Raw genomic sequence first — 23,699 nt, forward strand, 5'->3', positions numbered from 1 at the left:
GCGGCGTTTTGCTCGCTCAGCTCGGCGTGGCTTTCCCGAATGGCCTGGCGCAGCTGCTCGATTTCCCGGCTGCGAGCGGCGTTTTGCTCGCTCAGCTCGGCGTGGCTTTCCCGAATGGCCTGGCGCAGCTCTTGGATCTCGCGGCTGTTAGCAGCAGTTTGCTCGGCTGCCTGAGCTAGGAGTTGTTCTACTCGATCTAAGCGGTCTTGGCCGTTCATTCTGAAACCCTTGGATACCCACCGCGGGAACTACAAACCCATTCCTGCCAATGTGTCAATCACCTGCTCCAGGATCAGCGTGAGGTTGGGGTGGGAGGTTTCAAACAGTGCCAGCGCTTCCCCAATGCGAGCTTTGCGCCCTGGGTTTTGTTGGCCCTTGGTTGGGGATCCCAGCTCTGCCAGCACGGCTTCCACCTCCTGGCGGATGGCGGCAATGTGCTGCCGCTGCCTTTCATCCAAGCCGGAGGTTTTTTGCAGCTCAACATCCAGATCGTGCAGCAGTTGTCGCAGCTTTGATTCGGCCATTCTCAAAAAGACCTTAACAAATCAATAAATCAAGTTTTGACCACGCTGACTCGATCATACGTCCTATGGGCAGGAGCGGAGATCGCTCTTTTGGGGGTGGCTGAGGCGGCAAAGGTTAACTTTTGCAGCCAGGGATCCCAACCTTGGAGCAACTCTCATTAGGATGGCCAGTAGCCTTGCTGTCTATCCCTATGTCTGAGCTGGCATTGGCCCTGCTGGGGGCAGCAGTTGCCGTTGCCCTGTTCCTAGGAATTAGAATTAGACAGGGCCAGGGGCTGTTGCAGCGGTGGGCAGCAACGCAACGTCTGGGTGAGGCTAGGGCACTGGTGGCTGGGGCTTTTGTCCAGCCAGATGGAAGAGCGGTGGGAGTAAGTTGGGGATGAAGCATGGAAGGGAGCAAGGGCTGGAAAAAAGAGCAGTTGGGATTCTTGAAGGGAATGCCCTGGCTGGCTTTGGGACTGGCGCTGGTCTTATTGGTGTGGAATGGGCTTGGCAGCAATGGAGGAGCGATGGCCAGTCCCGGTGAAGGATCCCGAACTTTGACGGTAACCGGCCAGGGATCTGTTGCGGTGGAAACCTCCATTGCGGTAATCCGGCTGGGGGTGGTGCTCCAAGGGGAGACGGCGCAATCGGTACAGCAACAGGTGGCCGAGCGCTCGGAGCGGCTGGTGAACCGCCTCAAGGAGCTGCAGGTGAGCGCCCTGCAGACCACCGGCATTTCCCTCTATCCCCAATACGACTACCGAGAGAGCCCGCCTCGCCTGACAGGGATCCAGGGGCAAAACAGCTTCCAATTTGAGGTGCCCATAGCCCGAGCAGGACAAGTGCTGGACGAAGCCGTGGCTGCCGGAGCCACCCAAGTGGAGTCGGTCAGCTTCCGAGCCAATGAGGCCGCCCGGTTGCAGGCACGCAGCCGCGCCCTAACCCAAGCTGTGGAAGATGCTCGACGCCAAGCCAGTGACGTGCTGGGGGCCTTGAACCTGAGCATCCGTTCCGTGGAACGCATCCAGATTCACAGCGACAGCTATGTCCAACCCCCGTCCCCAGGCATGGGTGGAGCGGAGGAGGATGCCCCTCTCCAGGCAGCCACCACGCCAGTGGAAGGGGGACAGCAAACGGTGCGCGCCCAAGTCACGCTCGAGATTCGTTTCTAGGTTCCTGTGGCGGCCATGAAGTCGCGTCGAACCCTGCCTTCCCTCTCGCTGGGGCAGAGAAGGATTCCCCCTGGGAGAGGGAGGAACGCCTAGAAGCCTCTTCCTCGGGTTGGGAATGACTACGAAACTTCAAAAATCTCAAAAAAATAACCCGGCAAAGTTAGGTAGTGGCTGCCAATCCCTACGTCTAGAATGGCGATGGAAAACCATTGGAAAGTTTGCTTTCCCGGATTTCCTTCTCATCTGGCTTTGGCTTGCCCGTGGATCCCAATTTGGAGAGCGCTGCTGCCACTGGTACGTCTGAAGGCCCTCAGGCAAGCTTGGGCGCTAGCAAAGGCGAAGCCAGCAGCTTGCGGGCCCATGTGCTGATCGTGGATGACAGCTACATGGTGGCGGAAATGCTCTCTAATTTTCTCGGCAAGCAGGGCTGTAGTATTTCCTATGCCCTGGATGGCCTTTCTGCCCTAGAACAAATCCGCCGCCGAACTCCAGATCTCATCATTGCCGACTGGGTCATGCCCGCTCTCGACGGCCTAGAGCTGTGCCGGCAGTTGCGGCAAGCGCCCGAATATGCCTGGGTGTACTACATCCTCATGACCGCCCGCGAGGGCAACGACAACATGGAGCGGGCTTTAGAAGCCGGAGCCGACGAGTTTCTTTCTAAGCCTTTTCAGGCGGCGGAGCTGCTGACGCGGGTGCGGGCAGGGCTGCGCATTGTGGAGAGCCGCCGCCAGCAATATCTGCTCCAGACTGGACAAAAACAAGTCTCATCTCCTTCTGGCTCGGTTGCTTTGGGCAATCGGCAGGATCTGGTTACTCGCCTGCCGTTGCGGGTGGCCCAAGCCCGTGCCCAATCGGATCCCCTCAGTTTGTTTGTGCTGCGCTTGGCCAACCTCGCTGCTCTGGGGCAAGGACTGGAGGCCGGCGGTCGGGCTGCTCTTCTCAAGCTGTTTACGGATCGCTTGGCCCACAATTTGCGAGAGGGGGATGATCTCTTTTGCTACGACGAGGGCCAGTTTATCGTGGTGCTGCCGGGGAGCACTCTGGCCGCTGCCCAGATCGCTGCCGAGCGCTGCTGCCAGCGGTTGATCCAGGATCCCTTTGTGGTGAATGGGCAAGCGCTGCCGGTGCAGCTTCAATTTGGGGCGGCCACGCTCACAGATAAGGACGATCCCAAGGGGGTGGCCCTGTTGCGACGGGCTGCCCAAGCCCTGCGAGACAGCAAAAATGTCCACACCTCGGTGGTGACTGCTCCCCATCCCATCCTCGTTTCCGACCGTGTCAGGGGGACGGAGTCTTCAGAGCTGCTGAAATCTCTGCAACGTCTGGAACAAGAAAATGCCAACCTGCGCCAGGAGTTGGAAACTCACCTCCGGCAGCTCGAAGAGTTGCGGCAACAAAACCAAGAGCTAAGCCAAAGGGTTGGCAGGCTTGGATCTGAAACCTCTGCAGCGGGATCCCGCTCTCAGAGGCCCTTGTGGATCCGCCGGCGGAAACCGCGGCGTCGTCTAAAGCGTCAACTGGGCCGCGGAAAATGGCGACTGCGCCGGTAAGTCCGATCCCCAAAGTTTGCCATCAGGTTGGCTTGAGCAGAATGGGTGGGGGAGAGGTGTAACAGCGATGTTCAATTCTATTCAGGGCCGAGGAGCAGGATCCGCTACCTGGAAGTCAGCAAGAAGGTGGTTTCTCGACAACATCGAGCTGATCCTGACAGCGGTGGGGATAGGCGTAATCCTGCTCAGCGGTTGGGTGGCCAGCCGCAGCGCTCTTTCCGTAGCAATGGCAACGGCAGTCAGCGCCACCGTGGTGGGGGTTATCCACGGCATTCTGTTCTGGCTGTTGCGGCGGCGGCAGCGCCGAGTGCGGCAGGAGGCCATCGGTCAGATTCGCGAAATGCTGGAGGATCTGGGCAAAAACCGGCTGCAAACCATCAAGATGAGCCTGTACATGGTGCAGGCGCGCCAACCAGATCAAGAAGAGCGCACCCGCCAAAGCTTTGACCGCGCCTACCAAATTCTGGGAGAGATCAGCAACTTAATCGATCACATTTCCGAGGAATCCCTGGCCAGTTGGCGGCAGCGCTACCGGCAAACTCTAGATCGCGTGGAGTCGGAATCTCGATAGCCGAGACTCGCAGACAATTTGGAGTTGGGATTGGAGTGGACAGGCGGATTTCGGGAAGCACACAGTTGCTGGGCCTGATCGGGGATCCGGTGGCCCACAGCCTATCCCCGGCGATGCACAACGCCGCTCTGGCGGCCATGGGAGAAGACTACTGCTATGTGCCCTTTCCGGTGGCGGCAGAGCGCTTAGCGGTGGCGGTGGCCGGCCTGGCGGCCATCGGCGTGCGGGGGTTTAATGTCACCATTCCCCACAAGCAGGCGATTCTGCCTTTGCTCAGCCAGGTGGAAGCGCGGGCGGCAGCGGTGGGAGCGGTGAACACGGTCTACGCCCTGCCGGAGGGAGGCTGGGGCGGCACCAACACCGATATCGACGGCTTTGTCCAGCCTTTGCTGGGCCTGGAGAAAGGGATCCCCACCCTGATCCTGGGATCCGGCGGGGCGGCGCGGGCGGCCATCCAGGGCTGTTTGGAGCTGGGGCTGGGGCCAGTGCGGGTGGCCGGGCGATCCCCTGAGAAGTTACGTGCCTTGCAACAGACCTGGCCGCAGGTGGAGACGCTGAGCTGGGCAGAACTGGATCGCCACCTGGCTGAGACGCGGCTTTTGGTCAACACCACCCCCGTGGGCATGCATAAGCCGGGATCCCTTGCTGAGCTGTCTCCCCTCAGCTGGGAGCAACTGCGCCTTCTGCCCGCCGGCGCCACTGTCTATGACTTGGTCTATGTGCCGGATCCCACACCGCTGCTGCGCATGGCTGCTGAGCTGGGCCACACCCCTATTGGCGGCCTGGAAATGTTGATCCACCAGGGGGCCAAAGCCCTCTCCCTCTGGCTGGGGGGCAAGCCCGTGCCGGTAGAGGTGATGCGGCAGGCGGCCCGGCAGCAGTTGGCCCAGATCGGGGATCCCAACTCCTAGTTGTCCTCTTGGCTGAGTCTTGAATTCAAACAGAGCCGTATTTTTTGCTACAAAGATAGGCTCCTCACTCTGTTGAAATCGGTAAACGATCGAGCTTCCTGCAATGTTATTCTCCGCGCTGAGAAGCCCACAGTCGTGCGAGAAGTTTCAGGACAACGGGCTCGAAGTTAAATGAGCTTGATTGAGCTTGTTCGAGCGGGAACAATTGCTTTTGATTTGCCGATCTTTAGAGGAGAAAGAGGATAGGATTGAAGCCATTCTCAGTAGAGGTTGAGAGTGTCGGGAGTGCTGAGGCAACGGTGGAAAAAATACGGGATCCGTTGGCTGGGGGGCGTGCTCGGCGCGCTGATACTCCTGGGATCCGGGATCGCCGCCCAGGCCCAATTCCTCTGGCCCGGCCATTCCGGGTTGCAGGGTAGGGGGGAACAGAGGGGATCCCTCGACGCCTTCTGCCGGCAGCCGCCTGAGGAAGTGGCGCGCAAGGCCCAACTGCGCCAGCGGGCCGCCCAGTCAGATGCCGCCCGAGCTGAATACAACCAAGTTTTGGCAGAACATCGCGCTGCCTTGATCGCCTGCCGTAGCCGCCGTTGGCCGCAAATCCAAGCCATTTGGGTGCGCTTGCATCCCTGCGATGCCAATCCGGGCGTGTTGGATCAGGTGTTTGACCAGGTGGTGAACCTGGGCTACAACCGCGTCTTTATCGAGACGTTTTACGATGGCCGCTCCATTTTGCCAGATGGTGGGGGCGGGATCTGGCCCAGCCTACAGCCCAACGCCGATTTGTTGGATTTGGCCCTCAAGGCGGCGCGACGGCGAGGGCTTTCGGCTTATGCCTGGGTGTTTTCCCTCAATTTTGGCTACAGCTACGGACAGCGACCGGATCGTCAGGCAGTCTTGGCCCGCAACGGCCGTGGCCTCACCACCGTCTTGGATCCGGCAACGGCCCTTCTGGAAGATTTGGGCAGCCCGGATGAGGTGTTTGTGGATCCCTTCCATCCCGTGGCGCGCCGGGATTTTGCCGAGCTGATCCGCCGCATCCTGCAGCGGCAGCCGGATGGGATCCTCTTCGACTACATTCGCTATCCCCGCGGCTCTGGGGGATCCAGCCTGGCAGCCACCGTCCGGGATCTCTGGATCCATGGGGAGGCGGCCCGGCAAGCCTACCTGGATTTGGCAGAAAACGCGGCAGGCCGAGCCTTGCTGGAGCGTTACCTCAGCCAGGGCTACGTGACAGTGGCGGATGTGCTCCACCTGGACGCCACCTATGGCGAAGAGCCCAAGTGGCGTCAGCCAGGGGATCCCAGGCCCAGCGCAAGCGGGGAGCGGCCGCTTTCTCCAGAGCTATGGGACGGGATGGCCCAAGGCAGAGCAGGCGGGAACGAAGATCTACATTCAAGCCTTGCAAACGAGGATTCCCAGCCGTCGGCGAATCCCACCCCCTCTCCGACACCCAGCGCCGCTTTCCGACAGGAGCGCTGGCAGCAGCAGCTCTGGCAGCTCAGCGTCGAGTTTGCCCGCTACGGGATCCTCGATTACCTACGGCAAGCTGCCCAACCGGCCCAAAGCCTTGGGATCCCGAGCGGAGCCGTCTTTTTCCCCTATGGCAATCAGGCGGTGGGAGAAGGGTTTGACGCTCGTCTCCAGCCCTGGGATCGCTTCGATCCCGGCATGGAGTGGCACCCAATGGCCTATGCCAAGTGCGAGGATGGCTCCTGTGTGGCGCAGCAGGTGGAGCAGGTCTTGGCCGTGGCCTCTCCCCAAACCTTTGTCTGCCCGGCCATTGCCGGCCTGTGGGGACAAGCGCAGCGAAAACGCCCCAGCCTGGAAGCCCAAATGGCAGAGCTGGCCCGCCGCTTCCCGCAGTTGCCCTGTGTGAGTCACTTTGCCCTCTCTTGGATCGAGCCGGAGCTGGAACGCAGCCGTCGCACTTGTCAACTCTGATGCCCATCTCAATCTATGAGCGCCGAACAATTCGAGCTGATTAACCGCTTGTTTCAACTCACGTTTCAAATCGGGGATCGCTTGGGATGTGAGTCTTCGGATCCTGCTCAGTTATTGCTGACCAGCCAACCTAGCCTGGAAGCAAGCCATCTATATTTCCCTTCCGATTACGTTTATGAGGCTCTGGATCCCGAAGTGTGGGCCAATCATGTGCTGAGGTGCCAGCTTTAGCCCAGATGGCCGATATTTTGCAACCTTACCTTTTCACCGGTGGCATCTATCGCCAAGACGAGGTTTCGTGGTGGATTTGCGCTTTTTGGATGGCTCAAGAGAGGCTAGGAACCAACGTGCTCTTGCGCGCCCACAGAGTCGAAACTTAGGCAGTTGATCCCCAAGTTCCCTCTCGTATTGAGATGGGGATCGGTGTTACTTAAAATCTACATCGACTCCGGCGCGCTCAGGCCGAGAATGCCGGTAAGCACGTTAAACAAAACCTGTCGCGTGGCCTGCACCAATTGAATGCGGGCTTGAGCCAAGAGGGGATCCTCTTTCAAAAGGGGCAAAATGCGGCAGTTGTCATAAAACTTGTTGAAATCGGCGGCAATCGCCTCGGCATAGCGGATGATCTTGTGGGGGGCGCGCTCTTCGGCAGCGGCGATCAGCTCATCGGGCAGGGCCAACAGGCGCAGCAACAGGGCCCGCTCTTCGGGTTCTTGGTAGGGCAGTTTTTGTTGCTCTGTCAAGGTAACTTTGTTAGTTAGCTCCACTTTTTCTTCTTCCTGAAGCCGCCGCAGCAGGGTACAGCAGCGGGCATGGCTGTAGTGGACATAGACCACCGGGTTGTCGAAAGTTTGCTTGACGGCCAAATCCAAATCGAAGTTGATGGGGCTGTCCATGCTGCTGCTGAGCAAAAACCAGCGGGCCGCATCCACCCCAACGCCAATTTCGGGATCGTCGATGAGATCGTTTAAGGAGACAAAATTGCCGGTGCGCTTGGACATGCGCACTTCGGTTTTCTCGCCGGTTTCCGGGTCGGTTTTGAACAATTTGACAAATTGTCCAATCAGGATCTCCAGCTTGACATCCGGGCTGAAGGCGCCCACCGCCGCATGCAAGCGACCGATATAGCCGTGGTGATCCGAGCCGAGGATGTTGATGAGCCGTTGATAGCCCCGCCGCACTTTGTCGCGGTGGTAGGCAATGTCGGCGGCCAGGTAGGTAAAGGAGCCATCCGCCTTCTGCACCACCCGATCCTTGTCGTCGCCAAACTCTTGGGTTTTGAAATAGACGGCCTCTTCCGCTCCCGGCTTGGGATCCTCACCCCGCGGCGCCTTGGCCCTGTAGAGGAAGCCGCGCTCCTGCAGCTCCTGCAAAGCCTGTTGGATGGCGCTCAGGCCCGTCTGGGGATCCGGGGCGTGCAGGCGGCGCTCGCTAAACCAGTGGTCAAACTCGGTGCGCAACTGTTGCAAAGTCTGCTTTTGCCAAGCCAGCATCTCGGCGTAGGCAAAATCGGTGTACTCTTCCGGGGTGGTGGGCAGAGGGCGGATCCCGGCCTTAACTTGATCCAGCAGCCGCCGGGCGATATCGACCAAGTAGCTGCCGTGATAGGCGTCTTCCGGCAGAGCCACCTCTTCGCCCTGCAGTTGCCGCACCCGCACTTCTAGCGACTGGCCCAAGAGCCGCATCTGGTTGCCGGCATCGTTGATGTAGAACTCCCGCTCCACCTGGTGCCCCGTCCAGCGCAGCAGGTTGGCCAGCGTGGAGCCGACAGCAGCCCAGCGCCCGTGCCCCACGTGCAGGGGCCCCGTCGGGTTGGCGGAAACATACTCCAGCAGGATGCGCTCGGGATGGGGGGCAGCAGTTTTGCCGAAATCTTCCCCCAACCGCAACAGCTCTTGTAACCGCTCGGCCAAAAAGGAATCCCCCAGCCGGAAATTGAGGTACCCCCCCCCTGCTACCTCAGTTGCAATGCCCGGCAGATCCAGGTGTTTTTGCAGAGTCTGGGCGATCTGGGCCGGCGCCATGCGGCAGAGCTTGGCCATGCCCAGAGGAGTGGGACAGGCGTAGTCGCCGTAGCGGGGATCGCTGGGAATTTGGATCGTGGGAGCAACTCCTGCCGCCTGCTCCAGCGTCAGCGATCCCAGTTGCCCTGCCTCGGAGGCCCGTCGAATGCTCTCGGATACAGCGGCGGTGAGAAAGCGAACTAGCGAGGTGGAGAGGGGTTGGGTGGCCATGGCAGAGACCTTGCCGGAAAATTCAACCCAGAGAAGAGGCGTTTTTCGATTTTGACATACTTCCGCCTGGGCTAGGCCCCTCTACCAGAGCCACTCCTGCTGTAGCGCCAAGTTAGTATCAAGTTAGATGTCTAACAAAGTTACTGAAAAGCAGAGATCATTGCGCCTCATTAACCATAGTAAATTGTTCTTCAGTTCTTAGAGAGAAACCTTGTTAGAGAGAAACCTTGAAACCGGCAGGTTCTGCGGCCATGGCTACGCTCAAGCCCAAAGCTGCTATCGATCCCAAAGAAAAGCTAAATAAGCCTGCGCAGGTTGGGGATCCCTTCTAACGTGGAGAAAATTGCTGGGGAGTTGCCGCTTGGAAACCTTTGTTTTGATCAAGCAAGTTCCCGATCCAAATGCCAAAGCCGGCATCAACAGCGATGGCACGATCGACCGGGCCAAGGCCAAGCGGATGCTCAACCCTTTCGATCGCTATGCGCTGGAAGCGGCCCTGCAAACCAAACGGCAACACGGGGCGAGGGTGACGGCAATTACCATGGGGCCGCCCCCGGCCATCGAGGTGCTCTACGAGGCCATTGCCCACGGCGTGGATCGGGGCATTTTGATGACCGACCGCCGCCTGGCCGCTTCGGATACCTTGGCCACCGCCTATACCCTGGCCCACACGGTTCGCTACGCCGGCCAGCCCGATGTCATCTTCTGCGGGCTCCAGACCACTGACGGCGACACGGCCCAGGTGGGGCCCCAGTTGGCCGAGCGGCTGGGGATCCCTCAGGTTACCTATTGCGAGGCCTTCGAGATCCGCGATGGGATGCTGGTGGCGCGGCGGGCCATCGAAGGGGGATCCCAAATCGTGATGGTGCCTCTGCCGGCCTTGGTCACGGTAGCCAATTCGGCGCGGCGTCTGGCCTATCCTACCCTGCGCGGTGTGCAGCGGGTGCAGCGGCTGATGCGGGATGAGGCGGCGCGGGCCGAGGCCATCCAGATCCTCAACCTGGACGATGTGGGGGCCGATCCAAAGCGCTGCGGCCTCCAGGGATCCCCGACCATCGTGGCCGCCACCGAAAAAGTAGGGGAAATCGGCGGCAACTGTCAGATCTTTCAAGGGCAGCCCGTGCCGCAACTGGTGAAGGAATTGGCTCAGGCACTTGACTTGAGCCTCTACCTGGCTACCCCAGAGGCTTTACCCTCTTTCCCCTTCCGCTAACTCCACCCTCTAAACCCATTCCTTAACTTCTCAGTTGCAGCCTGCCCAAAGGTGAGTTATCGCTAAGTTGCGGAAATCTGTATAGGAATTGACCAAACTTCCCAGCCTTTCTACTTTGATGAGGAGTCGTAAGCTCTATGGAGCACAAGCGGGTGTTGATCTTCGCCGAGCAGATCAAGGGTGAGTTGCAGCCCATCGGCCTGGAGCTGTTGGGAGCGGGGCGACGGCTGGCCGATAAGCTGGAAGCCACCCTGAGCGCCCTTGTCCTCGGGCACAACATCGCTCACCTGCCCCCAATCCTGATCGGCCATGGGGCGGATCAGGTCTTCGTTGCCGACCACCCCGAGCTGGCCGAATACCGCACCCTGCCCTACCGCCGCGTTATCCTGGACTTGATCAAAAGCTGGCCCCAGCCGCCCCACACCATCCTGCTGGGATCCACCACCACCGGTCGGGACTTGGCCCCCCGTCTGGCCGCCCACCTGGAAACCGGCCTGACCGCCGACTGCACCGAGCTCGACATCGGCCCCTTCGAGTACAGCAACAGCAAAGATCCCGGCAAGTCTGGCTTCTTCCCCGACTGCCTGTACGCCATTCGGCCCAGCTTTGGCGAGTCCCTCAAGGCCCGCATCCTCGGCCCCTGGAAAAACCCGCAGATGGCCACCGTGCGCCCCGGGGTGATGCAGCCGCTTCCCTGGGACGGATCCCGCCAAGGAGAAGTGATCCCGGTGCCGGTTAACTTGGAGCCGGAGGATCTCAAGCTGCAAATTGTGGAAACGGTGCGCAACCTCTCCCAGGCCGTCGATCTGACGCGGGCCAAAGTGATCGTTGCTGGCGGCTACGGGCTGGGATCGGCAGACGGCTTTGAGCTGATGCGCGAGCTGGCCGCCTGTTTCCCCAACAGCGCCGTCGGCTCCTCCCGCAAGGCTGTGGATGCCGGCTGGATCCCCTATGCCCACCAGGTGGGGCAAACTGGCAAGACCGTCCGCCCCCAGCTCTACATCGCCTGTGGTATCTCCGGGGCCATCCAACACCGCGTCGGCATGGACAAGTCCCAGACCATCATCGCCATCAACAAAGACAGCTCTGCCCCCATCTTCAAATTTGCCCACTACGGCATCGTGGGGGATCTCTACCAGGTGGTGCCCGAACTGATCCGGCAACTGCAGCAGATGCAGGAGAAAACCCAGGCGGACTCTCCTGCCCGGCCTTCGCCAACCCCCCCCCTGCAGATCCCTATCTTGCAGGGCCGCTAATCCTCCTGGGAAAGCACTTTAGTGCAGGGCCATGGTCAACAATCCCTGCTGTCCCAGCAACACCTCCCGCAACAGGGTAACCAGGCCCACCCACACTACAGGCGCCATGTCCACCCCCCCCAGGGGCGGGATCAGGCGGCGTGTCGGGCGCAGCAAAAACTCCGTCAGGCCGACCACTGGCGAATAGGGCAGCCGAGAGGTATCCAGTTGCGGATACCAGGATAAGAAGATGCGCAGCACAAACAGAACGGTGTAGAGCGCCAGCAGCGGGCCCAGCACCCAAGTGGTGAAAATCGGCAGCATTGCTTTTGCAACAATTGAGTTTCAGGGGAGGTTCTTCACCTATTCTGCTCCAAGGAAAGCCGCCTGTGCAGATCCATCGGCTTGCCTTCAAACCAGAAGTTAGTCCTTTGGTCGCTGAAAAGGGATCCCTGGATCCGCTTCTGGCCAGTTCCAACCTAAAAGCCCGAGGAACCCAGAAATCTTCAGGATTCAAAGTGGGTTATTTCCCCAAAAAGCTCCCCTTGTGGGATGGCAGCAAGAAGGCTAGCGTCATAATGGTCATATCTTGCTGACTGCAGGCAGGGATCCCATGCAGGGAAGATTACAAGAGATCGATATCCGAAGCATCCTTCAATTGATCGAGTTGGGCCAGCGCACCGGTGAGCTTTTCGTAGAGGCCAGACCCTCCATCTACTGGTTTGTCTTTTTCTTGAACGGGCGAATCATCTACGCCTCTGAAACCGAAGGCCACATCGCCCGCCTCAAAGACTACCTGCGCCGCTTCAAGCTGGAAGCCGCCCTAGACGAAGTTCAGATCCCTCCCAAAGCTGCGGTCAATGCCCCCGAATACAACCGCCTCTGGTCTTTGCTGGAAAACCACAAGCTCAACCCCAGCCAAGGCAAGCAAATCCTGCTGGGCATGGTGCGGGAAGTCCTCTTCGACCTGCTCAGCCTCCACCAGGGCTCCTTCATTTTCGAGGCTGGATCCCCCTTGGCCCCCCAACTGACCACCTTTCCTGTCACCCCTCTGCTCGCCGAGATGGTCACCCAGGTGCAGGAGTGGAAAAAGCTGCACCCCTACATCCAAGACCCCAACCAAGCCCCCACCATCGTCAACCCCCTGCCCCTCCAGCAAACCCTGCCCGCCCCCGTCTTCAAGGCGCTGAGCGAGTGGTCGGACGGCAAAACCAGCATTCGCCAAATGGGTCGCTACCTGGGCCGAGACACCCTGGTGGTAGCCAAAGCCATCTATCCCTATGTTCGTCAAGGGGCGATCCACCTCTCCGATCCCGTCCTGATCATCGAGCCCCAGCGCACTCGTCCCCTCAAACCCAGCGACAAGCCCGCCCACATCCTCTGCATCGACGACTCCATGGCCATCCAAAAAACCGTGGAGTTCATCTTGCAAAACGAGGGCTACCAGGTCACCACCATCGGCAACCCCCTCAAAGCCCTGGGACAGGTGTTTCTCCTCAACCCCGACATGATCCTCTGCGATGTGGCCATGCCCAAGTTGGATGGGTACGAGCTGTGCGCCATGTTGCGCAAATCCAGCCAGTTCCGCGAAACCCCCATGATCATGCTCACCGGCAAGGACGGCTTCACCGACCGGCTCAAGGCCCGCATGGCCGGGGCCAACGAGTTTCTGAGCAAGCCCTTTTCTGAGAGGGAATTGTTGACCGTCGTCGAATCTTATGTGGGCCCACCTCCCAAGCGGGGCGGTGGCGAATAAGCGGGGGGCCAGCCGAAATCCCTAAAAAATGTCGAGATTCGAGCCAAGCAAGCAGAGTACTGCAGAATACTGGACAGAAGAGGAACTTCACCAAACAATAGGAGGTAGCCCAACCAGCCTGGGGCTGCAAGGCCAGATGCAGCCAAAAGCGCTGAAAGACAGGATCCCACTTCAGGTAGCCGCCAGCGTTGACCGGACACGCGAAACACAGCAGGGGCGAGATGACCATGAGCAAAGTACTGGTGGTGGATGATAACCGTACCTATCTGGAGGCCATTTCCAGCCTGCTCTCCGAGAGCGGGTTGGAAGTCTCCACAGCCATGGACGGTGTGGAGGCGATGGACATCATTCGTCAGCAGAAGCCTGACGTGGTGGTGCTGGACATCGTCATGCCTGGCATGAACGGCTACGAAGTGTGCCGGGAAGTGAAGAAAGATGAAAGCACCAAGCACATCCGCATCGTCGTGTGTTCCACCAAAGATCAAGTCTTTGATATCGAGTGGGCCAAGCGCAATCAAGCCGATGCCTATGTAACCAAACCTTTCAAGCCTCAAGAGCTATTGGCTACTATCAAACAGCAGTTGCGGGAGATCAAGGAGACCAGCCAAAAATGAGTCGCATTCTGGTGGTGGAAGACAGCCAATCCCAGCGGGAGATGATCGGCAAGTTGCTGCAGGAAAACGGCTTCGAGGTGATGACGGTGGAAGATGGCGTGGAAGCCGTAGAGGCGGTGAAGCAAAACAAGCCCGACCTGATCGTGCTGGACATCGTCATGCCGCGGATGAATGGCTACGAAGTGTGCCGTCTCCTCAAGGCCGATCCGCTCACCCAAAAAACCCCGATTGTCATGTGTTCTTCCAAAGGCGAAGAGTTCGACCGCTACTGGGGGCTCCGCCAGGGAGCAGATGCCTATATTGCCAAGCCTTTCCAGCCGCAGGAACTGGTGGGTACGATTAAGCAATTGCTGAGAGGCTAGGAACCGCCCATCCCGCCTCTATGCCTGCTGGCAGAGCCCAAAGGGGTTCCATGCCCTGGACAAGGGAGCGGCGGCCACCCCTCCACAAGACCATCGATACGGGGGAGCGTCATGCTAGGGGATCTGGATCTGTTGATGGGGGATGAGACCCAAGAATTGCAGGAAATGGAGGCTCCCGAAGGTGAGCTATTCCTGAAATTCAAGGTCGCCACCGGAGAAGAATTTGCCCTGCCGGCAGTATCGGTTGTAGAGGTGATGAGCATCGGCCCTGAGAAAATTACCCCCATGCCGAATGTCGCGCCAGTTCTGCTGGGCACTCTGAACTTGCGGGGCGAAATTATCTGGGTTGCGGATCTGGGGCAGTTTTTGGGGATCAGCCCGCCCCTCAACCTCGACCGCGCCGAGCTCCCTGTGGTGGCCGTGATGGATCAACCGGATTTGCTGATGGGCCTGGCTGTGGATTTAATTGTGGGCATGGAGTGGCTGAAGACGGAAGCGGTGCGGCCTGTTCTCGTGGCTCCTGAGTCGATAGCTCCCTTCTTGCGAGGGGAATGGGTGGTGCCCGCGACGGGAGCCCGCTTGCCGCTGCTGGATCAGTCAGCCATCCTGAGATCCGACCGTTGGGGTTGAGGAATGGCTAGCCGCAAGTTCGGCAGAAATGCGGAAATTCCAAAGCCATTCACAATGGAAAGAATGGAGCCGATCTTGTTCCCTAGAGATTGGCGCCCGGCCACCCGGCGAGTGTGGCCGTGCTGCCCCAATGGTCTGTGGAAAGAGGGCAAGAGCCCATTCTTTTTGGGAGCAAAGCAGCCAGTTGGGAGAGGTAACCTATCTGTAGCTTAACAATCTAAAGGGTTTAGGCGGGTTGGTGTTGGGGGAGTTCTGGGCATTTGGGTTGAAGTAGCAACAGAGGTAGCCAAGCAGGGAAGGGAGGATCCATGGTTTCGAGCGCAAACAATCAGAGAGACTTTACCGAGGCAATGGTCGCCTTTTGGCAGGGAGACTACGTCGAGGCAGTGCGGTTGTTCAACCAGGTAGCCGCTGCTCAGCCGCAGGATACTGCTGTCAAGTTGCTGCTGGCCTCGGCCCAGAAGCAAGCGGGGCAGTTGCTGGAAGCCCGCCATACCTACGATACCATCCTCAAGACGGCCAGCGATCCTGAGGAGCTGGAGTCGGCCCGCAGGGGCCTGGAGGAGCTGCTCCAGATGGCGCCGGAGCTGGCGGATGTTCCCTCTCCGGCGCAGGAAGACAAGCTCCAACCTCAAGGGGAGTTCCCACCTCAACCGGAGGAGGCGGATCCCTTTCCCCAGTTTGAGTTTGAGGCGATGAGGGAACAGGAGGCCGACCCCTTTGCTCAGGATCTCTTCTCGATGCGAAGCGACAGCTTTGCCGCCGATGAGATGACTTTTGGCGAGGAAGAAAGCTTTGCGGATCCTTTTGAGACAAGGCTAGAAATGGAGCCTGCGGATCCGTTTGCCTCCTCTCACCCGCTGCCCGCCAACCCTCAGGTAACGCCGCCAGCGGTTCCGGGAGAGACCGCTTTGCGAGCGGGCAGGGAGCAGCCTCAAACAGACCCAGTGGTCGATGACGATTTTGCCTTCCTTAGCGAGTTCGACCGGCAGCACCTGCAGGATCTAGACAGTGATTCTATTACGCAGTTGGCTGGCGACGCGGCTTTTCCCGAGGAGATGGGCTTCTCCCTACCCACTTTTGGGGAAGAGGAGGTGGGATCCCTGGATGAGGGCCTGCCGACGGAATTGGCCACCCCCATGAGCGAGCCGATCCCTGCCCCCGAAGAAGACACGGCCGGTCCTGGCCCTGCTCTTTTCGAGCTCAACGAGCTGGACAGTCTGGATCGCGAACTGGCCGGCATGGAGGGCAGCGAGGTGCCGGTCTTCTCTCCCGATGAGGGGGAGACGCAGGAGGCGGGCGGAACGGCTCGCAGCTCGCCTACAATCTCGATGCCCCTCCCAGGGGGCCAGGGAGCGGGGATGTTCGCTGGGATCGCCAACCGCCCGCTTGCCGATCGGCAGTTGGCCACAGCGCTGATCCAAGGAGCCGTGAGTTTGGCTGCCGGGTTGGCCATTGGCCTGGGGATCCCCGCCAATGGGGGAGCTCGCTTGCTTGCCGGGGTCATCGGGGGTGGAGTGATCGGCACGGGAGCCGGAGTTGTGCTGGGGGCCAGCAGTGCCAAACACATTCGCTCCACCGCTCAAGAGCTGGCCAGCCACTTTGCCGCCTTGGCCCAGGGGAATTACTCCGTCAGAGCAGAGGCGAGAGGGGATGACGAGTTGGGCCGCTTGGCCAACAGCTTTAACCAAATGGCTGCCGCCCTGGAGGCCCATTTTGCCGATCTGAGCCAGCGAGCTGCCGAGCAGGGACAGGCCAAGGAGGACTTACAACGCCAGGTCATTCGCCTGCTGGACGACGTCGAGGGGGCAGCCCGCGGGGACTTAACGGTGCGGGCGGAGGTCACTGCCGATGTGCTCGGCGCCGTCGCCGACTCTTTCAACCTGACCATTCGCAGCTTGCGGGACATCGTTGTCCAAGTGAAGCGGGCCGCCGCTGCCGTCAACGATGCGGCTTTGCAGAGCGAGAACTTTGCCCGCAGCCTCTCTGCCGATGCCTTGCGCCAGGCGGAGGAGATTTCCAACTCCCTCAACTCCATTCAGGAGATGACGGAATCAATTCAAGAGGTAGCCAGCAACGCCCGCGAGGCGGCCAACGTAACTGCTCAAGCCACGGAAGCAGCCGCCCGCGGCGGAGAAGCAGTGGATCGCACGGTGGCCAGCATCCTGGAAATTCGGGAAATGGCAGCAGAGACGACCCGCAAGGTGAAACGCTTGGCAGAATCCTCCCAAGAAATCTCCAAGATCGTGGCCTTGATTTCTCAAATTGCTTCGCGCACCAACCTGCTCGCCCTCAACGCCAGTATTGAGGCCGCCCGGGCGGGCGAGGCGGGACGGGGCTTTGCCATCGTGGCCGACGAGGTGCGACAACTGGCCGACCGGGCCGCCAAAGCCTCGAAGGAGATCGAGCAGATTGTGCTGCAGATCCAGTCGGAGACCAGCAACGTGATGACGGCCATGGAGGAGGGCACGCAGGTGGTGATCCAGGGGACGCGGCGGGCTGAGCAGGCCAAAAGCAGCCTAGACGAGATCATCGAGGTCAGCCGGCGGATCGATGGGCTGGTGCGGGCTATTTCTCAGGCTACCGTGCAGCAAACAGAAACCTCTCGCGCCGTGGCCCAGGTAATGCAATCAGTGGAGCTGACTGCCAACGAGACGTCCGAAGAGGCGCAGAAGGTAGCCAGCTCGCTGCAACAGTTGGTGAGCATCGCTCGCGAGCTGCAAGCTTCTGTCGGTCGCTTCCGGGTGGGGGATGAATGAGCAAATCTGCTCGGTTGGCGGGCATCCTAGGGACAAGCAAGGATCCCGATGGGAAGTTGCCGCACTTCAGGGACATCGGGATCCCTCTGTCCCAAGACAGAATCCGGGCATGGGAGAGCTTCCCCTGTCCGATCTGCTACTACTGATATGAGTACCTGTGGGCTGTAGGAGGAACCTCCTGCCATGAATGAAGAAGCACAAAAGCGGATCCTCGGTTATTTTATCGAAGAAGCCCGCGACCACTTGGCAACGATCGAGCAAGGGCTCCTCAGCCTGCGGGACAGCGTGAGCGATCCTGAGCTGATCAACGAGTTGTTCCGAGCTGCCCACTCCATCAAAGGCGGAGCGGCCATGCTGGCCCTCGCCAGCATTCAGCGGACTGCCCACCGCCTAGAGGATTTCTTCAACGTGTTTCGCTCTCGCCCGGGCGAAGTGCCGGTGGATCAGCACTTGGAGACGCTGCTGCTGCGAGTTTTTGATGGGTTGGCGGCGTTGTTGGACGAGCTGCAGAGCCCTCGCGGTCTCACCCAGGAGTTCAGCAACGCGACGCTGGCGGAACTGGAGCCGGTTTTTCAGGAGACTGAAAACTACATTCAGAGCCTTCTCGGCGCTGGCCCTGTCGCTAGCTCTGCTCCGGCTGCCCCCCCGCCGCCGGCGGCCCGCACCCTACAACAAGAGATGGCGGAAGTGGTGCCGCAGCAATTGCGGCAGATGTTGGAGCTGTTCAAGCGAGGGGATCAGCCGGGCATTCGCGAGCAGTTGCGGGAGGCAAATGCCGTTCTCAAGCAGATCGGGCAAGCCCATCATCTGGCGGGCTGGCAGCAGCTCACAGAAACCTTCGAGCAAGCCCTGGGCAACCCCGACGCCGATCTGCGAACGTTGGCGTTGGTCGCCCTGCGAGACTTGAAGCAGGGGCAGCAGCTTATCTTGGCGGGCAGGGCCGAAGAGGTGACGGCCTCGGCGGAATTGCAGCAATTGGCTCGCCCGGCGGCTCCCGCTCCGCCGCCGGATCCTTTGGAGGTGGTGGTTCACCAGCAGATCCCGGCCCTGTTGCGCCAGATGCTGGAGCTGTTCAAGCGTCCTGACGACCCGGCAACGCGGCCTGCCCTGCAAAGCTTGGCCCAATCGCTCCAGCAGGTGGGACAGGCCGAAGGTGTGGATCTGGGCGGCTGGACGGCCCTAGCCCGCCTGATTGGCGAGATCCTGGCAGATCCTGCCCAGGATTTGCGGCAACTGGCTCTGCCGGTTCTGAGAGATTTGAAACAGGCTCACCAAGCTCTGGCCAGCGGAGCAGCGCAGACCATCCAGCCCTCCGCTGAGTTGTTGGCCTTCCGCCCTGTGCTGCCGGCCCTTGAGGAGCCAGAGCCGCTCTTCCTCGAACCCGAGAGCACGCCTGCCCCAGCGGACTGGGCCGCTGCTGGGATCCCGGCAGAAGAATCCTCTGCCCCTGATGGGAGCCAAGAAGAACCTGAACCAGGAGAGGCGATCCCCGTCGAAGCAACCCTGCAAGCGGAGGAGGCGGCCTGGGATCTGCTGGCCGAACAGCCGCCGTCCACTTTGGAGATGGACAGCGTTCTGGCGGGCGAGGAGGGCTCAGGGCTGAGCTGGCCGGAGATGTCCACCGAGGCTTTGCCAGAGGAAGACTGGCAAGCAGCCGCCGACCTTGCCCAAGAGGGCGTCGCCGCGCCGGAAGAAGCCGCAGCAGCCCGCGGCTGGCTCCAGGATAGGCTGAGCTTTGGCTCAGGCGATTTCGACGCCCCTCCTTTGAGCCTGGAAGCAGAAGCCTCCGCCGCCTTTGACGAGCTGTTTGCCAACGCAGAGCAGCTATCCGATATTGAAGAGCCGCCGCCGGAGCTGATCCCTCCTTCCCCCGAGCCTTTTTCGCAGGCGCTTGAGGAGCTGAGCCCAGAAGAGGGGGGAGCGGAAACGGATTTGGCGGAGCTGTTTGCCGAAGTAATGGGCGAAGCGGCGGCAGAGCTGTCACCTGTCGAGCCTGCCGAGCTGACAGGAGCCGAGGAAACCAGCCAGGCCATCTGGGATGTCCCCGCCCAGGAGCGGGCGGCCCAAGTCGCTGCGGAAAGCCCCGAGGAAGCCTCGGCTGCAGACGAAGCTGCAAGTGTCGGAGTGGAAGCCTTGTTCGAGCTCGAGGAGCTGGCAGTAGAGAGCTCTCCTCTGCAGGAGCTGTCTCAGTTGCCTGACTTTGGGGCTGCTCCCGACAGCGGGCCGGAAGCGGATCTTTGGGCAGAGGAGCCGTCTCCGTCCCTCCAGCCTGGGGATGGGGAGGCGGCCGCAGACTTGTGGGCTGAGTTCCCCGCCGACATCTGGCCGGGGGACTTTTCTGTCCCCGATGAGACGGGATCCCTGACATCTTTGGACTCTGCGGCTGAAGGCGGCCTGGAGAGCCTTGTCTCGGCGGCGGATCAGGCCTGGTGGAGCCCAGAAGAAGCAGGCGAACCTTCCCCCTCTTTCGAGGTGGCTTCTCAACCCTCTTCTGACCTTGCCGACTCTGCCGCAGTCGAGCAACTGGAAGACCTTTTCGCCGAAGAATCTTCGCCCGGCGAACCTGCCGCTGCGGCGGAGAGCTTCTTGGCCCCTTCCGACGAGTCGACGGCGGCGGAAACCCCGGACTTGGGGGCCGAGCTGAGCCTAGCCGATCTCTTCGCCGGGGAGACGCTGGAGGATGCCCCGGGCACGGGGGATGCGGCACAGGCCCAGGACTGGGCTCTTTTGGAGAACCTCTTCCCGGTTCAGGAAGAAGCTCTCTATCCTGAGGGCCAGCCCGCGGAGGCCTTCGACCGCCTCGAGGCTCTATTTGCCGAGGAGCCCGCTACCGAAGCACTGAGCTTAGAAACCAGCGGATCCCTCTCGGCCATGGATGGCGAGGTGGATTTGGATGAGTTGAGCCGGTTCTTTGCAGAAGGGGAGGCCGCCCAGGAAGCGATCCCCTCAGATCTGGCCACTTTCCTGGGCGAGGCAGAGGCTTTGCAAGGGAGCAGTCTGGAGGGAGTGACTCTGCCTGAGCCAGAACCACTTGTAGCTGCAGCAGAGCAAGGCGGAGCTTCCCAGCCAGCAGAGGACGATCTGGCCAGCCAACTGGAAAGCCTGTTCGCGGAGGATGAGCTCTTGGCTGCCCAGAGCGCGACTGTTTCCCCAGATGAGACACAGCCTTTGGAGGAAGAAGCGCCGGAAGCCTCTCCTGCCCCAAGTTTGGACGATTTGGCCGCCCTTTTCGATGCCGCCGAACCAGCGGTGCCCCCTGAGCTAGAGGAGGTCATCGCTCCCATTGTGGGATCCCCTACAGCCGTGAGCGGCGAGGTCGCCGACGATTTCGCAGCCCAACTGGAATCCCTCCTAGGCGATCTCGAGGTCGCCCCCCAAGTCTCTGCAGCAGCGCCGGCGCCTTCTCCGCCCGCTGTCGCCGCCCCAGCAACAGCCGCCCCCACGGCACCGGCTACCCCAACAGCACCGACCACACGGCGATCTGCCCTCAGCAATCCTGTAATGCGGGTGGAGGTGCGCCACCTCGACTCCATCAACAACTTGGTGGGAGAGCTGGTGGTCATCCGCAACAGCATGGAGCAAAACCAAACTCGCCTGCGCCAGTTTCTGGATGGCCTATTGGGCCGGGTGCAACAGCTAGGGGAGCTGGGCCAGCGCATGCGGGATCAGTACGACCGCTCGTTGCTGGAAGCGGCGCTGTTCTCCAGCCGCAGCAGCGCGGCAACGGTGGGGTTTGGTCGGAACGGCGAGGAATCCCCTCGGGGACGGGTGGGTCATTCCATAGGCCAAGAGTTCGACAAGTTGGAGATGGATCAGTTTACGGCCTTCCACACGCTGGCCCAGGAGATCATTGAGCTCATCGTGCGGGTGCGCGAGTCTTCTTCCGACATCGAGTTTGCGGTGGACGAGGCAGAGCAGATCACCCGCCAATTCCGCCAGGTCACCACCCAACTGCAAGAAGGCCTGAACCGGGCGCGCATGGTGCCCTTCTCGCAAATTGCCGACCGGCTGCCCCGCGCCGTCCGTGACCTCTCCATCAAAACGGGCAAACAGGCCAGCCTGGTGGTGGAAGGCCGCGACACCCTCATCGACAAGGCCATCCTGGAAGAGCTTTCCGACCCGATGACCCACCTGGTGAACAATGCCCTGGTGCACGGGATCGAGCCCCCTGAGGAGCGGCGCCGCTTGGGCAAGCCCCCTGAAGGCAAGATCACCGTCAAAGCTTTCTACCAGGGCAACCAGACAATCATCGTCGTCGCCGACGACGGTGCCGGCATCCCGGTGGAGAAAATCAAGGCCAAGGCGCAAAGGCTGGGGCTGCTGTCAGAGCAGGCAACCGAAGAAGAAGTGTTCAACGTCCTCTTCCACCCCGGCTTTAGCGTTCGCGAGGCCAGCGAGGTGGACGATCTGGCCGGGCGGGGGGTTGGCTTGGACGTGGTGCGCCGCAACATCACCGATCTGCGCGGCAGCATCCAAGTGGATTCCGTGCGCGGCAAGGGCACCACCTTCACCATCCGCCTGCCGCTTACCCTGAGCATTTCCAAGGCAATGGTGTGTGTCAGCGACAAAGCCCTGATCGCCTTCCCCCTCGACGGTGTGGAGGAGATGCTGGATGTTCCCGTCGACGAGGTGCAGCCGGATGAACAGGGGCGGCCCTCCATTCCCTGGCGGGATCAACGCCTTCCCTTCCAGCCCCTCTCGAATCTGTTGTCCTACAGCCGCAGCCACAGCCGCAGCCGCTCAGAGGTCTACAGCATCGCCCAAGAGGAGGGCATCCTGCCCATCGTCGTCCTGCAAAGTGCCGGCCAGTACGTTGCCCTGCAGGTGGACAGCTTTGTGGAAGAGCAGGAAATCGTGATCAAGCAATTGCGCGGGCCTGTGCCCAAACCACCTGGCATTTCTGGGGCAACGGTGCTGGGCAATGGTCGCGTGCTGCCAATTGCTGACGTCCTTGAACTGGTAGATATGGCCCAAGGCCGCCGTCGCGATCTCAGCCGCCTCTGGGCGGAGCGTCGCGCTGCGGAGCCACGTGCCGAGGAAACCCATCAAACCACGGTGCTCATTGTGGACGACTCGATTGCAGTGCGGGAACTGCTCTCCATGTCCTTTCAAAAGGTGGGCTACCGGGTGGAGCAAGCCCGCGATGGCCAGGACGCCTGGGAAAAGCTTCGCGGTGGCTTGCGCTGCGATCTCATCTTTTGCGACATCGAGATGCCGCGCATGGACGGCTTGGAGTTGCTCTCCCGCATACGGGCAGACAGCAACCTCAGGCATATTCCAGTAGCTATGCTCACCTCACGGGGGGCAGAACGGCACCGGCAGACAGCCCGCGAGCTGGGAGCCACTGCCTACTTCACCAAGCCCTACTTGGAGGAAGAGCTGTTCAGCGCTGCCGCTCGCATGTTGCAAGGGGAGCAGTTGTTGGCACCCAACCCCACTTCCTGAACTGGCGACGCCAGGGGCGCCCAGATGGAGGCACCAAGCTAAGGGATCCCACTCTGGCGCCAGGATCGCCAAAGGGTTTGACTCCAGAGGGGGCTGGAAGGCGTAGGATATTGACCTGTTGTCCTCGGAGAGAAGTGGCGATGCGCCTGACTGTCTGTGCTCTCATCCTGGCTGGTGGGTTTGTCCTGGGCAATCCCTGGCTTGCCAGGGAGCTGGGGCTAGAGGCAACTGCTCATGAGAACAAGGGGGGGCTCTCAATCCAGAGAGCTCATCGGCTAGGCCTAGGCCCTGCCGACGAATCCTTCGAACTGCGGTTTCTGGATGCGATGATCCTCCACCACGAGGGAGCGGTGAGCATGGCCACAGAAGCCCTGCAAAAATCCCGGCGGCGGGAAATTCGTCAGTTGGCCAGGGCCATTGGGGTCGCCCAAAGCCAAGAAATCAAGCAGATGCAAGACTGGCGGCTGAGCTGGTACCCGCTAGCTCCCCAGGAGCCCGTCATGTGGCATGAAGAGATGGGCCACCAGATGGCCATGACTCCAGAAATGATCTCGGCTATGCGCATGGATACCGACCTGGGAGCCGCTGACCCTGAGTTCGATCTGCGCTTCCTGCAAGCAATGATCCAGCACCACGAAGGAGCCCTGGTCATGGCTAGAGAGGCTCTGGAAAAATCCAAGTGCCCCGAGATTCGGCAACTGGCAACAGCCATTGTCACTACCCAGCAAGCGGAGATTGAGCAAATGCGGGCCTGGCAAAAGCGGTGGTATCCGCGCTAGGGCCGCTGGGATCGTTTG

At 60.6% G+C, this 23,699-nt stretch carries 18 protein-coding genes and 1 pseudogene; 15 read left to right on the plus strand and 4 right to left on the minus strand.

Annotated elements, in window-relative coordinates:
- Positions 1-218 (minus strand): annotated as a pseudogene (locus tag NW855_RS01920) (hypothetical protein); the annotation flags it as partial.
- Between the two features lie 30 nt (positions 219-248).
- A complete protein-coding gene (locus tag NW855_RS01925) occupies positions 249-524 on the minus strand; it encodes a DUF4404 family protein (RefSeq protein WP_041438641.1) in 276 nt (91 codons plus the stop codon).
- Positions 525-910: 386 nt separating this feature from the next.
- Between NW855_RS01925 and NW855_RS01930 the strand changes: the two genes are divergently transcribed.
- The 6 genes from NW855_RS01930 to NW855_RS01955 all read left to right on the plus strand — a co-directional run bounded on the left by NW855_RS01930 (position 911) and on the right by NW855_RS01955 (position 6,885).
- Positions 911-1,678 carry an SIMPL domain-containing protein gene (locus tag NW855_RS01930; RefSeq protein ID WP_414402741.1) on the plus strand — a complete coding sequence of 256 codons (768 nt, stop codon included), beginning with the start codon at positions 911-913 and terminating at the stop codon, positions 1,676-1,678.
- Positions 1,679-1,998: 320 nt separating this feature from the next.
- The gene (locus NW855_RS01935) at positions 1,999-3,231 is read left to right on the plus strand and encodes a response regulator (protein ID WP_414346684.1); all 1,233 of its coding nucleotides are present in this window, start codon (positions 1,999-2,001) and stop codon (positions 3,229-3,231) included.
- A gap of 67 nt (positions 3,232-3,298) precedes the next feature.
- Positions 3,299-3,802 carry a hypothetical protein gene (locus NW855_RS01940; protein ID WP_011431503.1) on the plus strand — a complete coding sequence of 168 codons (504 nt, stop codon included), beginning with the start codon at positions 3,299-3,301 and terminating at the stop codon, positions 3,800-3,802.
- A 35-nt stretch (positions 3,803-3,837) separates the two neighbouring features.
- The gene (locus NW855_RS01945; RefSeq protein ID WP_099812719.1) at positions 3,838-4,713 is read left to right on the plus strand and encodes a shikimate dehydrogenase; all 876 of its coding nucleotides are present in this window, start codon (positions 3,838-3,840) and stop codon (positions 4,711-4,713) included.
- 276 nt (positions 4,714-4,989) lie between these two features.
- The gene (locus tag NW855_RS01950; RefSeq protein WP_414402742.1) at positions 4,990-6,654 is read left to right on the plus strand and encodes a hypothetical protein; all 1,665 of its coding nucleotides are present in this window, start codon (positions 4,990-4,992) and stop codon (positions 6,652-6,654) included.
- A gap of 15 nt (positions 6,655-6,669) precedes the next feature.
- Positions 6,670-6,885: a hypothetical protein gene (locus tag NW855_RS01955; RefSeq protein WP_011431506.1), complete on the plus strand. Its 216-nt coding sequence runs from the start codon at positions 6,670-6,672 to the stop codon at positions 6,883-6,885.
- Positions 6,886-7,091: 206 nt separating this feature from the next.
- Here the strand turns inward: NW855_RS01955 and argS are convergent, their stop codons facing one another.
- Positions 7,092-8,888, minus strand: coding sequence for an arginine--tRNA ligase (gene argS / locus NW855_RS01960; RefSeq protein ID WP_011431507.1), 1,797 nt, complete (start codon positions 8,886-8,888; stop codon positions 7,092-7,094).
- A 361-nt stretch (positions 8,889-9,249) separates the two neighbouring features.
- Between argS and NW855_RS01965 the strand changes: the two genes are divergently transcribed.
- Both NW855_RS01965 and NW855_RS01970 read left to right on the plus strand, forming a co-directional pair.
- Positions 9,250-10,101, plus strand: a complete 852-nt coding sequence (locus NW855_RS01965; RefSeq protein WP_011431509.1) for an electron transfer flavoprotein subunit beta/FixA family protein — start codon at positions 9,250-9,252, stop codon at positions 10,099-10,101.
- Between the two features lie 137 nt (positions 10,102-10,238).
- A complete protein-coding gene (locus tag NW855_RS01970; RefSeq protein ID WP_414508290.1) occupies positions 10,239-11,357 on the plus strand; it encodes an electron transfer flavoprotein subunit alpha/FixB family protein in 1,119 nt (372 codons plus the stop codon).
- Positions 11,358-11,375: 18 nt separating this feature from the next.
- Here NW855_RS01970 and NW855_RS01975 read toward each other — a convergent pair whose 3' ends face one another.
- On the minus strand, positions 11,376-11,660 hold the full coding sequence (locus NW855_RS01975; protein WP_011431511.1) for a YggT family protein: 285 nt from the start codon (positions 11,658-11,660) through the stop codon (positions 11,376-11,378).
- Between the two features lie 289 nt (positions 11,661-11,949).
- Between NW855_RS01975 and NW855_RS01980 the strand changes: the two genes are divergently transcribed.
- The 7 genes from NW855_RS01980 (at position 11,950) to NW855_RS02010 (ending at position 23,681) form a co-directional block, all read left to right on the plus strand.
- Positions 11,950-13,092 (plus strand): response regulator, encoded by a 1,143-nt coding sequence (locus NW855_RS01980; RefSeq protein ID WP_011431512.1) that lies wholly within the window; start codon positions 11,950-11,952, stop codon positions 13,090-13,092.
- 227 nt (positions 13,093-13,319) lie between these two features.
- The gene (locus NW855_RS01985; RefSeq protein ID WP_011431513.1) at positions 13,320-13,706 is read left to right on the plus strand and encodes a response regulator; all 387 of its coding nucleotides are present in this window, start codon (positions 13,320-13,322) and stop codon (positions 13,704-13,706) included.
- Entirely contained in the window at positions 13,703-14,068 is a 366-nt protein-coding gene (locus NW855_RS01990) for a response regulator transcription factor (protein WP_414508291.1), read from the plus strand. The genes NW855_RS01985 and NW855_RS01990 overlap by 4 nt, the downstream gene beginning before the upstream one ends.
- Before the next feature lie 111 nt (positions 14,069-14,179).
- On the plus strand, positions 14,180-14,698 hold the full coding sequence (locus NW855_RS01995) for a chemotaxis protein CheW (RefSeq protein ID WP_041438647.1): 519 nt from the start codon (positions 14,180-14,182) through the stop codon (positions 14,696-14,698).
- 308 nt (positions 14,699-15,006) lie between these two features.
- Positions 15,007-17,457 carry a methyl-accepting chemotaxis protein gene (locus NW855_RS02000; protein ID WP_414402743.1) on the plus strand — a complete coding sequence of 817 codons (2,451 nt, stop codon included), beginning with the start codon at positions 15,007-15,009 and terminating at the stop codon, positions 17,455-17,457.
- 183 nt (positions 17,458-17,640) lie between these two features.
- A complete protein-coding gene (locus NW855_RS02005; protein WP_414508292.1) occupies positions 17,641-22,902 on the plus strand; it encodes a response regulator in 5,262 nt (1,753 codons plus the stop codon).
- A gap of 140 nt (positions 22,903-23,042) precedes the next feature.
- Positions 23,043-23,681 carry a DUF305 domain-containing protein gene (locus NW855_RS02010; protein ID WP_414346209.1) on the plus strand — a complete coding sequence of 213 codons (639 nt, stop codon included), beginning with the start codon at positions 23,043-23,045 and terminating at the stop codon, positions 23,679-23,681.
- The last annotated feature ends 18 nt before the right edge of the window (positions 23,682-23,699 follow it).

The organism is Synechococcus sp. RC10B2, from assembly GCF_047502635.1.